The 13,334-nt window shown below is 51.0% G+C and carries 12 protein-coding genes and 1 pseudogene; 2 read left to right on the top strand and 11 right to left on the bottom strand.

Annotated features, from left to right (window positions below; all coding sequences use genetic code 11):
* Positions 1 to 57: 57 nt before the first annotated feature.
* Positions 58 to 669: pseudogene (locus QZ375_RS12030) on the top strand (IS3 family transposase); the annotation flags it as partial.
* A 114-nt stretch (positions 670 to 783) separates the two neighbouring features.
* Here the strand turns inward: QZ375_RS12030 and QZ375_RS12025 are convergent.
* From QZ375_RS12025 to QZ375_RS12015, 3 genes are all read right to left on the bottom strand, one after another.
* Positions 784 to 1,803 carry a GGGtGRT protein gene (locus tag QZ375_RS12025; RefSeq protein WP_295219500.1) on the bottom strand — a complete coding sequence of 340 codons (1,020 nt, stop codon included), beginning with the start codon at positions 1,801 to 1,803 and terminating at the stop codon, positions 784 to 786.
* Between the two features lie 20 nt (positions 1,804 to 1,823).
* Positions 1,824 to 2,516 carry a hypothetical protein gene (locus tag QZ375_RS12020; RefSeq protein WP_295219499.1) on the bottom strand — a complete coding sequence of 231 codons (693 nt, stop codon included), beginning with the start codon at positions 2,514 to 2,516 and terminating at the stop codon, positions 1,824 to 1,826.
* A gap of 233 nt (positions 2,517 to 2,749) precedes the next feature.
* A complete protein-coding gene (locus QZ375_RS12015) occupies positions 2,750 to 3,127 on the bottom strand; it encodes a hypothetical protein (protein WP_295219498.1) in 378 nt (125 codons plus the stop codon).
* Between the two features lie 208 nt (positions 3,128 to 3,335).
* Between QZ375_RS12015 and QZ375_RS12010 the strand changes: the two genes are divergently transcribed.
* Entirely contained in the window at positions 3,336 to 3,554 is a 219-nt protein-coding gene (locus tag QZ375_RS12010) for a hypothetical protein (RefSeq protein WP_295219497.1), read from the top strand.
* 112 nt (positions 3,555 to 3,666) lie between these two features.
* On the opposite strand, the gene ruvX is transcribed toward QZ375_RS12010, so the two are convergent.
* The 8 genes from ruvX to pyrR all read right to left on the bottom strand — a co-directional run bounded on the left by ruvX (position 3,667) and on the right by pyrR (position 12,955).
* Positions 3,667 to 4,089 (bottom strand): Holliday junction resolvase RuvX, encoded by a 423-nt coding sequence (ruvX, locus tag QZ375_RS12005; RefSeq protein WP_295219496.1) that lies wholly within the window; start codon positions 4,087 to 4,089, stop codon positions 3,667 to 3,669.
* A 13-nt stretch (positions 4,090 to 4,102) separates the two neighbouring features.
* Positions 4,103 to 5,014, bottom strand: a complete 912-nt coding sequence (locus tag QZ375_RS12000) for a dihydroorotate dehydrogenase (protein ID WP_295219495.1) — start codon at positions 5,012 to 5,014, stop codon at positions 4,103 to 4,105.
* Positions 5,014 to 5,784 (bottom strand): dihydroorotate dehydrogenase electron transfer subunit, encoded by a 771-nt coding sequence (locus QZ375_RS11995; RefSeq protein WP_295219494.1) that lies wholly within the window; start codon positions 5,782 to 5,784, stop codon positions 5,014 to 5,016. The genes QZ375_RS12000 and QZ375_RS11995 overlap by 1 nt, the downstream gene beginning before the upstream one ends.
* A gap of 69 nt (positions 5,785 to 5,853) precedes the next feature.
* A complete protein-coding gene (carB, locus tag QZ375_RS11990) occupies positions 5,854 to 9,045 on the bottom strand; it encodes a carbamoyl-phosphate synthase large subunit (RefSeq protein ID WP_295219493.1) in 3,192 nt (1,063 codons plus the stop codon).
* A 3-nt stretch (positions 9,046 to 9,048) separates the two neighbouring features.
* Complete coding sequence (locus QZ375_RS11985) at positions 9,049 to 10,155, bottom strand: carbamoyl phosphate synthase small subunit (RefSeq protein ID WP_295219492.1); 1,107 nt, start codon at positions 10,153 to 10,155, stop codon at positions 9,049 to 9,051.
* Between the two features lie 22 nt (positions 10,156 to 10,177).
* On the bottom strand, positions 10,178 to 11,095 hold the full coding sequence (gene pyrF / locus QZ375_RS11980) for an orotidine-5'-phosphate decarboxylase (RefSeq protein ID WP_295219491.1): 918 nt from the start codon (positions 11,093 to 11,095) through the stop codon (positions 10,178 to 10,180).
* 31 nt (positions 11,096 to 11,126) lie between these two features.
* The gene (locus QZ375_RS11975; RefSeq protein WP_295219490.1) at positions 11,127 to 12,407 is read right to left on the bottom strand and encodes a dihydroorotase; all 1,281 of its coding nucleotides are present in this window, start codon (positions 12,405 to 12,407) and stop codon (positions 11,127 to 11,129) included.
* Entirely contained in the window at positions 12,404 to 12,955 is a 552-nt protein-coding gene (gene pyrR / locus QZ375_RS11970) for a bifunctional pyr operon transcriptional regulator/uracil phosphoribosyltransferase PyrR (protein WP_295219489.1), read from the bottom strand. Before pyrR ends, QZ375_RS11975 begins: the two co-directional genes overlap by 4 nt.
* Positions 12,956 to 13,334 lie beyond the last annotated feature (379 nt).

The raw sequence follows: 13,334 nt of genomic DNA, 5'->3' as shown, positions 1-13,334 counted from the left end.
TGCGGAATTTGAGGTTTATGCCGATACCAACGGCAACGGCGAACTGGATAAGGATGATCATTTACTCGAAAAAGTCGCAGATATAATTCTTACAAAGGCAATGTTGGCAAAATAGCTCCTAACAGAATTCATCGTCGCTTTCATACATCTGTACCGCATCAAAAGATAACAACTGACACTACTGAATTTAAGTATTATGAGATTGACAACAAAGGCAGAATGGTAATTAAGAAATTGTATTTAGACCCGTTCCTTGATATGTTTAATGGTGAAGTGATAAGCTATGGTATCAGAAAAACTCCGTCAGCGGCAAGTGTTTTATCGGCACAGAAACAAGCAATAGAAATAACATCTGATTGCCCATACAGAAGAACATTTCATTCAGACAGAGGCTGGGCATATCAAATGAACGCATATTCGTCTGCCCTTAAAGAAAACAAGATTTTTCAAAGTATGTCTCGCAAAGGAAACTGCTATGATAACTCTGTGATGGAAAATTTCTTTGGTATTTTAAAGCAAGAAATGTATTACGGAACAACTTATTACAGCTTTGATGATCTTAAAGATGCTATTGAAAGATATATAAAATATTACAACGAGAAAAGAATCAAAGAGAAACTTGGGTGGATGAGTCCGGTACAATATCGGCTTAGCATCTTGGCTGCATAAATATAGCGTAGCAGCCTTAAAACTGCTACGCTATATAAAGTCTAACTTTTTGGGGTCACATCAAAATACCGAGACGCTCTTTTTTTGTTTATATGGGAAAAAACACGCAGTTTCTTAGAACTTGCCAGCCTTAGCAGCCTCTTCCACAGAAACAGCAACAGCAACTGTAGCGCCAACCATAGGATTATTGCCCATGCCGATGAGACCCATCATCTCTACGTGTGCCGGAACGGAAGAAGAACCAGCGAACTGTGCGTCCGAGTGCATACGTCCCATGGTATCAGTCATACCATAGGAAGCCGGGCCTGCAGCCATGTTGTCCGGGTGCAGAGTACGACCTGTGCCGCCGCCGGAAGCAACGGAGAAATACTTCTTGCCCTTGTCAATGCATTCCTTCTTGTAGGTGCCTGCAACCGGGTGCTGGAAACGTGTCGGGTTGGTAGAGTTACCAGTGATGGAAACATCAACGCCTTCCTTCCACATAATTGCAACGCCTTCGGTGACATCGTTAGCACCGTAGCAATTTACCTTTGCACGGGGGCTGTTTGCATCCTTGGAGTAGCACTTGCGGAATACTTCCTTGACCTCACCTGTGTAGTAGTCCATCTCAGTCTCTACATAAGTAAATCCATTGATTCTTGCGATGATCTGTGCAGCATCCTTGCCCAGACCATTCAGGATAACACGGAGCGGTTCCTTGCGGACCTTGTTTGCCTTTTCAGCAATACCGATCGCACCCTCAGCAGCAGCAAAGGACTCGTGACCAGCCAGGAAAGCGAAGCAATTTGTATCTTCTTCCAGGAGCATTTTGCCCAGGTTACCGTGGCCAAGACCAACCTTACGCTGGTCAGCAACAGAGCCGGGGATACAAAAAGCCTGGAGGCCTTCGCCGATAGCAGCAGCAGCGTCAGCGGCACGGCGGCAGCCCTTCTTGATTGCAATGGCAGCGCCGACAGTATAAGCCCACTTTGCGTTTTCGAAGCAGATAGGCTGAATGCCCTCTACCATCTTGTATACATCCAGACCAGCAGCCTTTGTGACCTCAGCAGCGCCCTCGATAGAGTCGATACCATATTCCTTCAGAACAGCCAGAACCTGCTTTTCTCTTCTCTCATATGATTCAAATAATGCCATGGGTATGTATCCTCCTGTTCTTATTCTTTTCTCGGGTCTACAAACTTGACAGCGTCAGCCACACGGCCGTACTGACCCTGTGCCTTTTCGAAAGCCGTATTTGCATCATCGCCAGCCTTGATGAAGTCCATCATCTTGCCGAAGTTTACAAACTTATAGCCAATGATCTCGTCATCCTCGTCCAGAGCAATCTTGGTCACATAGCCGTCAGTCATTTCCAGGTAGCGAGGACCCTTTTTCAGGGTGCTGTACATGGTACCAACCTGAGAACGCAGACCCTTTCCGAGATCCTCCAGGCCAGCGCCGATAGGCAGACCCTCTTCAGAGAATGCACTCTGAGAACGACCGTATACGATTTGCAGGAACAGCTCACGCATTGCAGTATTGATAGCATCGCAAACCAGGTCTGTGTTCAGTGCTTCCAGAACGGTTCTGCCCGGCAGGATCTCAGCAGCCATAGCAGCAGAATGTGTCATACCGGAACATCCGATCGTCTCTACCAGAGCTTCCTGAATGATGCCTTCCTTGACATTCAGAGTCAGCTTGCAGGTTCCCTGCTGCGGAGCGCACCAGCCGATGCCGTGTGTCAGACCGGAAATATCGCTGATTTCCTTTGCCTTTACCCACTTTGCTTCCTCAGGGATCGGTGCTGCGCCGTGCTGAACACCCTGCTTTACACAGCACATCTCGTTTACTTCGTTTGAATAAATCATGGTCAAACTCCTTTCATGGTGTGGCATTGTATGCGTTTTCGCCATACAAAATTATTATACTACATTTTCCACTGAGAATCAAGCATTTTTTCTGTAAATTATTCGTTTTCAAAAAATGCGCAAAAAAGCCTGTTATTTTTGGACATGCAGATAAAAAAGAAAACGCAATGTTTTCCGTATTTTCCGAAAAGCATTGCGCCAAGCAAGAAAAAATTGATAAGACAAAATAAAATTTAGCTATCATGCTGTAAAATCGTTTTTTCGCAGAGAATCCAGCACTTCAGTGCGCAAATATCACGCAGACATGCACTGATGTCCTCATCATTGTCCGCAGGGAGTGTTTCTTCCGGCACAGATAACATTTGATTGATCCAGGCAAGTGCCTGACTGCGCACCTCAGGGAGAATATGATGGCATTCCAACTGCGCCGCAGCAAGTGACAACCAGAAAATTGGTGCCGTCTCCTTGGATCTCTCCTTGGACTGATACAGATTCATCACAGTTTCCATCGCCGTCCACGCATCCCGTCCAGACTGGATCTGCATGATATAGATTTGGCGTACTTCATGTGCGATCTCCGAAGCGAAAATCGGTGAATTCCATGAAATCATGTCTGTTCCTCTTCGATGCCCGGTACAAAAGCGTACCGGAAAGCAAAAACTAATGGTACAGCAAACAGCCAATTAAGAACATATTTATCATACCAGATAATTGTGAATTTTCCGTTTAAGATTCTTGAAAATTTGTAACACCCTGGGTAAATTTCTGTATGCACAAAGAAATTTCCATACACATATCCTGATACCGGGAGGTGTCTGCATGAAATGCAATGCATTCTGTGAAGATCTGCGGTTTTCTGCGGCAATCAACACCATTGCAACAGCCATTGCTGCACAGTTTGAAACGCCGGAGGCACAGACAGCAGCTGCGGCGATCCTGAACCAGATCGCCTATACCGTCGAAACCATTGCAGCAAGAAACGTGTTATGCAGACTGGAATCCGAAGAAGAGAAAACCAAATCCGAAAAGCAGCAATAGAAAAAACGGCGGCACCAATACGGTATCGCCGTTTTGTTATTTTGAAATGCAACAGAATTCCCATTGCAGCAATGGTAGAGGGGCATCGAACCGAAAAGCAAAAATTGGAACATCAACTCCGTGTATTCTTTCGAAACGCCAGAAAGCTCTCCAGAATAATGGTCGCTGCCACAGCGTCCACTACGGCTTTGCGTTTTTTCCCCCGTGTGTTGGTCACATTGAGGCAGGCATGGGCAGAGACCGTGGTACAACGTTCGTCCCAGAGTTGCACCGGGATACCTGTCATTTCCCCCAATCCCAGGGCAAACTGCTGGCACAGTTCCCCACGCTCGCCGATGGTATTGTTCATATTCTTGGGATAGCCTACCACCAGAAGCTCTGCACGGTGCTCCTTTGCAGCGGCGGCAACCTTTCTCATGCACTGGTCAAAATCCCGTTCCGTAATGACTCCTGCCGGCGATGCCAGGAATTCTCCCCGGTCACAGACCGCAAGTCCTGTTCTCGTATCGCCGAAATCCACACCTAAAATAATCATTGCACCATCCTCATCACCAGGGCTGAACTGTGCCAATAATCTGCCGCACATCATCTACGCCGTGGGCATCCAACCATGTGTCCATTTCCTCAATAATATGCACCGGTGCCAGAGGATCGGTAAATATGGCAGCGCCCACCTGTACGGCACTTGCCCCAGCCATCATCATTTCAATGGCATCTGCACCGCTTGCCACGCCGCCCATACCAATAACAGGAATGGAGACCGCCTGTGCCGTCTGCCATACCATACGCACTGCCAGAGGAAACACAGCAGGACCGGACATACCGCCCACATTGTTCCGGAGAATGGGACGCTTTGTCTCGATATTGATACGCATACCCAGTACTGTATTAATGAGGGATACCGCATCTGCTCCGGCGAATTCCACAGCCTTTGCAATATCTGTAATGCTGGTAACATTGGGCGACAGCTTTACGATAAGAGGCTTTTTCGTGGCCTTACGGACTGCTGCCGTAATAGCTTCAGCACTGTCACAATGTACGCCAAAGGCCGCACCACCCTGTTTCACATTTGGGCAGGAAATATTCAGCTCGATCATATGCACATCCGTTGCATCCAGTTTCTCCGCAATGGACACGCATTCCTCAATGGTAGAGCCGGCGATATTTGAAAGAATGACCGTATCCTTTGTCAGCAGATTGGGCAGTTCTTTCTCCAAAAAGGCGTCAATGCCGGGATTTTGCAATCCCACGGAATTGAGCATGCCACTGGGTGTCTCTGCAATACGAGGGGCAGGATTTCCCGGACGGGGCTGACCCGTGGTACCCTTCGTTGCAATGCCGCCCAGCTTGGACAGTGGGAACAGCTGTTCGTATTCTCTGCCATAGCCGAATACGCCGGATGCTGGAATAATGGGGTTTTTCAGCGTGACCCCAGCCACGTCTACCGATAATTTTGCCATTACCACACAACCTCCTCTGCGGGAAATACAGGACCGTCCTTGCAGACATGCCCCATGACAGGCTTACCCTCACGTTCCAGCTGGCAGGCGCATACCAGACACGCACCGATGCCGCAGCCCATGCGTTCTTCCATGGATACCTCACAGGGTACACCGGCATCCTTTGCCGCAGCTGCCACGAATTTCAGCATGGGTCTTGGACCGCAGGCATAGACCATATCTGCACCGCCATCAGCAAGAAGTTCTTTCAGTGGCTCTGTCACAAGAGCATGACGTCCGGCAGTACCGTCGTCTGTACAGAGAATGGTCTCTGCCCCTGTCCCCTGGAATTCCTGTTGCAGTGTCACCACCGATGCGCTGCGGAATCCGCAGATTGCCACTGCACGTGCGCCATAAACCTGAGCAAGTGACAGCATGGGCGGATTGCCGATACCGCCGCCCACCAGGATTACACGCTTTGCATCAGGCAGAATAGTGAAGCCGTGTCCCAGAGGCCCCAGAACGTCCAGATTCTCCCCGGTGCGTACATTGGCGAGAACATCTGTTCCGGCACCCTTTACTTCAAATACAATGGTAAGTGTCCCCTTTTCCCGATTGATCTCACAGATGGAAATGGGACGGCGCAGGGTGCACCCAACGGGCAGCAGATGGACAAACTGTCCCGGCACTGCCGTTTCTGCAATGGCAGGACACAGGAGTACCATGCGATAAATATTGCCAGCAAGCGCCTGTTTTTCCAGAACCGGCGCAAGCATCTGGGTATATGCCATAACCATACAACTCCCTTCATCTATTAAAATGACGGGCGGGAAATCTTCCCGTCCGCCACGGTGTAATCGTCAGATTTTTGTAATATCCACCATTTCCACATCATCAATACTTCTGCCGGATTCCAGCACATTTGCCAGAGCCGAAGCTGTATCAATAGCAGTGAGACAGCAGATGGAGCGTTCCACGGACTTCCGGCGCATCTTTACGCTGTCACGTGCCGGGAGACGTCCCTTTGCCGAGGTGGAGATCATATAGTGAATCTTGCCGCTTTCCAACAGTGAGATGGTATTGGGTTCGCCGTCGGAGATCTTCTTCACCAGGTTGGTAGCGATCATATTGTGATTCAGCACAGCCGCCGTACCGCTTGTACCGTACAGTTCAAAGCCCATACGTGCGAACTTATCTGCAATAGCAATGATTTCCTGCTTGTCGCTGTCACGGACGGACAGGAGCACGCCGCCTTCCTTTTTCAGGTCATAGCCCGCAGCGATCAGACCCTTGAGCAGTGCGTCCTCCAGATTGGTGGCAATACCCAGGCACTCACCTGTGGACTTCATTTCCGGTCCCAGCATAGTATCCACATCCTGGAGCTTCTCAAAGCTGAATACGGGTACCTTTACAGCAACATACTTGCCCTTGGGGTGCAGACCCGGCTTGTAGCCCAGACTCTCCAGCGTCTCGCCCAGCATGATCTTTGTGGCGATATCCACCATGGGGATACCTGTCACCTTGCTGATATAGGGCACTGTACGGGACGAACGTGGATTCACCTCAATGACATAGACCTCGTTGTTGTATACCACATACTGGATGTTGATCAGTCCCACAGCGTGGAGTTCCTTTGCCAGAAGTCCGGTATAGCGGACGATGGTGTCGGTAATGGACTCGCTCAGATTCTGCGCCGGATAGATGGAGATGGAGTCACCGGAGTGGACACCTGCACGCTCCACGTGTTCCATAATACCCGGAATCAGGAAGTCCTTGCCGTCACAGATGGCGTCAACCTCAACCTCTGTACCCATCATATACTTGTCGATGAGCACAGGGTTTTCGATCATATGGCTGGTAATGATCGCCATATATTCCACGATATCCTTGTCCGAGTGGGCAATGATCATATTCTGACCGCCCAGCACGTAGGACGGACGCATGAGCACGGGATAGCCCAGGGTATTGGCAGCCTGGAGTGCTTCTTCTGTCGTCATGACCGTCAGACCGGCAGGTCTCGGAATACCGCACTTTTCCAGTACTTCATCAAAGCGTTCTCTGTCCTCTGCGGCATCAATATCATCTGCGGAAGTACCCAGAATATTGACGCCCATATCAGCCAGATAGCGTGTCAGCTTAATGGCAGTCTGACCGCCGAACTGTACCACAACGCCATAGGGCTTTTCGGTGTTGATAATATTGGCAACGTCCTCCTTGGTGAGGGGGTCGAAATACAGACGGTCGCCGGTATCAAAGTCCGTGGAAACAGTCTCCGGGTTATTGTTGCAGATCACTGCCTCGCAGCCCATTTCTTTCAGCGTCCATACGCAGTGTACAGAGCAGTAGTCAAACTCGATACCCTGACCGATACGAATAGGACCAGAGCCGAATACAATGACCTTTTTCTTGCCGCTGTTCTGACGTTCAATGAATTCCTCTGCCTCGTTTTCGTCGTCGTAAGTGGAGTAGAAATATGGTGTCTCTGCCTTGAATTCCCCGGCACAGGTGTCAACCATTTTGTAAACCGCATGGCGGTGCATAGGGCATTTCTTACCGGAAATACGTTCAATTGTGGCATCCAGATAGCCATACTGCTTTGCCAGAAGATACAGATCCTCTGTGAGAGGCTTCTCTGCCATTTCCCGTTCCAGTTCCACCAGATTCAGCAGCTTGTTCAGGAACCAGCAGTCCACCATAGTCAGCTCGTGGAGCTTTTCTACGGGTACGCCACGCTTCAATGCCTCGTACAGCTGGAATGCACGCTCATCGTCCACTACATTCAGACGCTCCATGATCTCTTCCAGGGGCATCTCCTCGTACTTCTTCATATTCATGGAATCCACGCCCAGCTCTGTGGAACGGACAGCCTTCATGATTGCCTGTTCGAAGCTGGTACCGATTGCCATGACCTCACCGGTTGCCTTCATCTGGGTACCCAGGGTACGCTTTGCATAGACGAACTTATCGAACGCCCACTTGGGATACTTGACAACCACATAGTCCAGTGCCGGCTCAAAGCAAGCATAGGTTTTTCCGGTGACCTGATTGATGATCTCGTCCAGGGTATAGCCGATGGCGATTCTTGCGGCAACCTTTGCAATGGGGTAGCCTGTCGCCTTGGATGCCAGTGCGGAAGAACGGGACACACGGGGATTTACTTCAATGACGGCATAGTCCATACTGGTGGGATGCAGTGCAAACTGACAGTTGCAGCCGCCCTCCACTTTCAGCTCGGAAATAATATCCAGCGCCGCAGTACGGAGCATCTGGTATTCCCGGTCTGTCAGTGTCACAGCCGGTGCAATAACGATACTGTCACCGGTGTGTACGCCAACGGGGTCGAAGTTTTCCATGGAGCAGACGGTGATCACATTGCCCTTGCGGTCACGGATGACCTCGAACTCGATCTCCTTCCAGCCGCTGATGCACTTCTCAATGAGTACCTGGGTAATGGGCGAGAGACGCAGACCGTTCTTTGTAATATCCCGGAGCATTTCTTCATTGTCCGCAATACCGCCGCCGGTACCGCCCAGTGTGAATGCAGGACGGACAATCACCGGATAGCCGATGGTCTCAGCAAACGCCACAGCGTCCTCAATGGTCTCCACAACCTTCGAGGGAATGCAGGGCTGGTTGATTTTTTCCATGGTATCCTTGAATGCCTGGCGATCCTCTGCCTTGTGGATGGTCAGAGGGTCAGCACCCAGAAGCTTTACGCCGTTTGCCTCCAGGAATCCCTCCTCCGCCAGCTGCATGGACAAGGTCAGACCAGTCTGACCGCCCATGGTGGAGAGAAGGCTGTCGGGCTTTTCGATCTGGATGATACGCTTTACCACATCCAGTGTCAACGGCTCGATATACACCTTATCCGCCATGGCCTTGTCGGTCATGATGGTAGCCGGATTGGAGTTAATGAGGACGACCTCCAGCCCCTCCTGTTTCAGGGCACGGCACGCCTGAGTGCCTGCATAGTCAAACTCAGCCGCCTGTCCGATGATGATCGGGCCGGAGCCGATGACGAGAACCTTTTTGATATCATTTCTCAATGGCATAACTTACTTCTTCTCCTTTTCCATCACAGAGGTGAATTCATCAAACAAATAAGCGGTATCCAGCGGTCCGCCGTGTGCCTCGGGATGGAACTGGACGGTGAACGCATTGATCTTATGATACCGGATGCCCTCGCAGGTCTGGTCGTTTGCATTGATATGGGAAACCGTGCCCACAGCCGGGTCGAGACTCTCCCCCACAACGGCATAGCCGTGATTCTGGCTGGTGACATAGGTACGGTGGCTATTGAGGTCAATGACAGGCTGATTTGCCCCACGGTGACCATATTTCAGCTTTTCCGTCCTGCATCCCTGAGACAGTGCCAGAAGCTGGTGTCCCAGACAGATGCCGAAGATGGGGATGCCCAGTGCGGCGATCTCACGGACATTGTCAATGACCGCCTGATTTTCCGAAGGGTCTCCCGGGCCGTTGGACAGCATAATGCCATCGGGTTTCAGTTCCAGCAGTTCCTTTGCAGTCGTAGTTGCCGGGAGTACGATAACCTCACATCCACGCTTCACCAGTTCATTACGAATATTGCGTTTATAGCCGAAATCGTAGAGTGCCACTCTATATCTAGGTGTACCCTCGCTGTAAGTTCTCGGCTCTGTACCAGTAACGGCCGCGATTGCATCCCGGATCACATAGCTGCGTACTTGTTCCAGCAGTTCGTCCTTCTTGGCATAGACATCTTCCGTGGTAATGACGCCGTTCATAACGCCCACTTCCCGGATGATACGTGTCAGCTTCCGGGTATCAATATTGTAGATACCCACGATATTCTGTTCTTTCAGAAATGCGTCAACATCGCCCTCCATACGGAAATTGGACGGTGTATTGCACCATTCCCGCACAATATAGCCGCCGATATAGGAACGTGCGGACTCATTGTCTGCCTGATTGACTCCATAATTTCCGATCAGCGGAAATGTCTGTGTAACCAGCTGACCAAAATAGCTGGGATCCGTCAGTGTTTCCTGATAGGCAGTCATACCCGTCGTAAACACGACCTCACCGATCACGGTTCCCTTTACACCGAAATGCAGGCCCTCAAAAATTGTTCCGTCTGCCAGAAGCAGATAGGCCTTGTCGCCTCGCTCCAATAATGACATGACACCAGTCCTTTCCTATCAATTAAAGATACGCCGTAATATCGTCACGCATCCGAATGGCTTCTCTTCTTGCCGCCTGTGCGAAATCTGTTTCGAGACAGTCCGGCTCCTTCTTCCAGGCACACATAATGGCACGGGAAGAATTCACAACAGCACCTCTGCCGTTTGCATCAAATGCCCCGGCAACACCCTGTGCACCACCGCCCTGTGCGCCGTAGCCTGGCACCAGGAACATGGTATGGGGCAGCTTTTTCCGCAGTGCAGCCAGCTGTTCCGGATAGGTAGCACCTACCACTGCACCTACGGAAGAATACCCATAGGCACCGATCTGATCTGCGCCCCAGTTCTCACACATTTCGCCCATGATCTCATAGACGGGCTTTCCGTCGATCTCTCTGTCCTGGAGTTCACCGCTGGAGGGATTGGATGTCTTTGCCAGTACAAAAATCCCCTTGTCATACTGGACACACATATCCAGCAGGGGCTGGATACCATCTGTGCCCAGATAGCCGTTTACGGTGAGAGCGTCTGCCCCGAAGGCATCCAGGGATATGCCATCTACATCCGTTTTTCCCAGATGTGCCGTGGCATATGCGGTCATGGTAGCACCGATATCGTTGCGCTTGCCGTCGGTCATGACGAACATGCCCTTTTCCTGGGCATAGCAGATAGTCTCTGCCAGTGTACGCACGCCCTGCCAGCCGTACATTTCATAGTACGCTGCCTGTGGCTTGATGGCGGGTACCACATCGTACAGTGCATCAATGAGTGCTTTGTTGAATGCCAGAAGTGCGGCAGCAGCGCCCTCCAGGGTGCGGCCATATTCCAAAAAGCAGGCATCCTGTATAAACCGGGGGACATATTCCAGACGAGGATCCAGCCCGGCGACAGACGGATTTTTCAGTTCGTCGATCCGTTTGATCAATCTATCCAATGACATAGCATGATTCCTTTCGATTCTTTATTTCACGTTATACGTTATAATCCATATCCTGATAGCGCACAGCGCCGTCCGTGATGGTATACACAGGTTTTCCCACGAGAGTCTTCCCCTTCCAGATCACATTCCGTGCCTTGGAGTGCATTTTTTCCGGTTCCACCGTCCATGCATAATCTGTATCCACCAGCGTCAGGTCAGCCCGTTCGCCCACAGCGATCTGCACCTGGGGCAGCCCCAGAATCTGTCTCGGACGAATCGCCATACGTTCCACCAACTGCGGTAGGGTCAGATATCCGGCGTGCACCAGCTTCAGGGATGCCGCCAGTGAAGTTTCCATACCGATAACACCATTGGGTGCGTGTGCAAAGTCCGCTTTTTCCTCCAGCGCATGGGGTGCATGGTCTGTAACGATACAGTCAATGGTACCGTCCAGTATGCCCTCCAATACTGCCCTGCGGTCTTCTTCGGTACGCAGAGGCGGATTCATACGATAGTCCGCATCCCGTCCCAGCACAGCCTCCTCCGTCATGAGGAAGTAATGGGGGCAGGTCTCACAGGTAACCTTTACGCCGTGTGCCTTTGCTTGACGGATGATCTCCACGCTGCCTTTTGTACTCACGTGAGCAATGTGAATGGGGGTGTCAGTAGATGCCGCAAGGATGATCTCCCGTGCGGTGATATAGTCCTCCGAAGCCCTGTCCATACCCTTGACGCCCAGAGTTTCCGAAGCCAGTCCCCGATTCACGATACCGCCAGCAATGATGGACATATCCTCACAGTGGGAGATCACCGGGATTCCCAGCTCGTGTGCCCGGATCAGCGCCGTCCGCATGGTTTCAGCGCATTCCACTGGTCTGCCGTCATCGGAGACAGCGCAGATACCGGCATCCTTCAGTGCGGCATAGTCGCACAGTGTCTCACCTTTCAGACCCTTGGTAATGCAGCCCACAGGGTGTACATCCACGCCAGTCTGTGCGGCTTTTTCACGGATATAGCGTACTGTTTCCACACTGTCGATGGCAGGGGAAGTATTTGGCATACAGGCAACGCCGGTAATGCCGCCGGCAAGGGCTGCGGCTGCGCCAGTGAGGATATCCTCCTTGTGGGTCTGTCCGGGGTCACGGAGATGCACATGCATATCGAACAGTCCCGGCAGTGCCGTAAGGCGTGAGCCGTCAATGACCAGATCTGCCGGATCCGTCAGCGCCTGTCCCAGCTTTACGATCTTTCCGTCCCGGATGAGCATATCGCACCTTGGCAGCACAGCATGCTGGACAATCCTTATATTCTCAATGCGTATGGTCTGCTTCATGGTGTATCCTCCTCCGGTGAATTCTGATAGATCTCCACGCAGTCTGTACCATCGATCTCCGTCACGGAGACACGGACGGTTTCCGTCTGCGCCGTGGGTACGTTCTTGCCGATATAATCGGGACGGATGGGAAGTTCCCGGTGTCCCCTGTCCACCAGTACTGCAAGCTGCATACACTGGGGTCTGCCGATGGCAAGAATGGCATCTATGGCAGCACGGCAGCTTCGTCCGGTGTAGAGGACATCGTCTACAATGACCACACGCTTGTCCTGCACCGGAAAGTCAATGGTACTTCTGGCACAGTGAGACGGATCGGCAGTGCGATCATCCCGGTACGGTGTAATATCCAGCGCACCGAATTCCACCTGTACCTGTTCCAGTTCGTAGATTTTCCGGGCGATCCGTTCCGCCAGCACAACGCCTCGGGACAGGATACCCACAATGCAGAGTCCCTCTGCGCCGCGGTTGCGTTCCAGGATCTCATAGGTGATCCGGGCAACCGCACGTCTCATGGCATTTTCATCCATGATCATTGCTTTTTTCTCCATGTGCACCTCCCACAAGAGCCAGTCTTGCCTTTCTGCAGGCTCTAAAAAAGCACTTACCCATTTGTGACAGGTAAGCGCTTACAATAACTGCATTCAAATTGCATAAAAAGGACATGCCTCATTTTTAAAACGCCTTGTCAACCTCACGGGATCAACTTAAAGGATTCATTTCTAAGTATTATACCACAATTCAAAGATTTTGTCCAGTGCTTTTTTGCAATTTCTGAAAATTTTATGGTTCTTCTGTCGAAAGAGCAGTAATTGCCCGCACCACCGACGCATTCCCAATTGCACAATTGTAAAAGCGCAGCGGGCGGATGATATCAATGTCATTAACTTAACACTAGCCAAGCGAGGCGAAATCTGCTAAAATAAAGAA

The organism is Ruminococcus sp. (genome assembly GCF_019417665.1).
Lineage (GTDB): Bacteria > Bacillota > Clostridia > Oscillospirales > Ruminococcaceae > Ruminococcus_C.
This window is presented reverse-complemented; position numbering and strand designations above follow the sequence as displayed.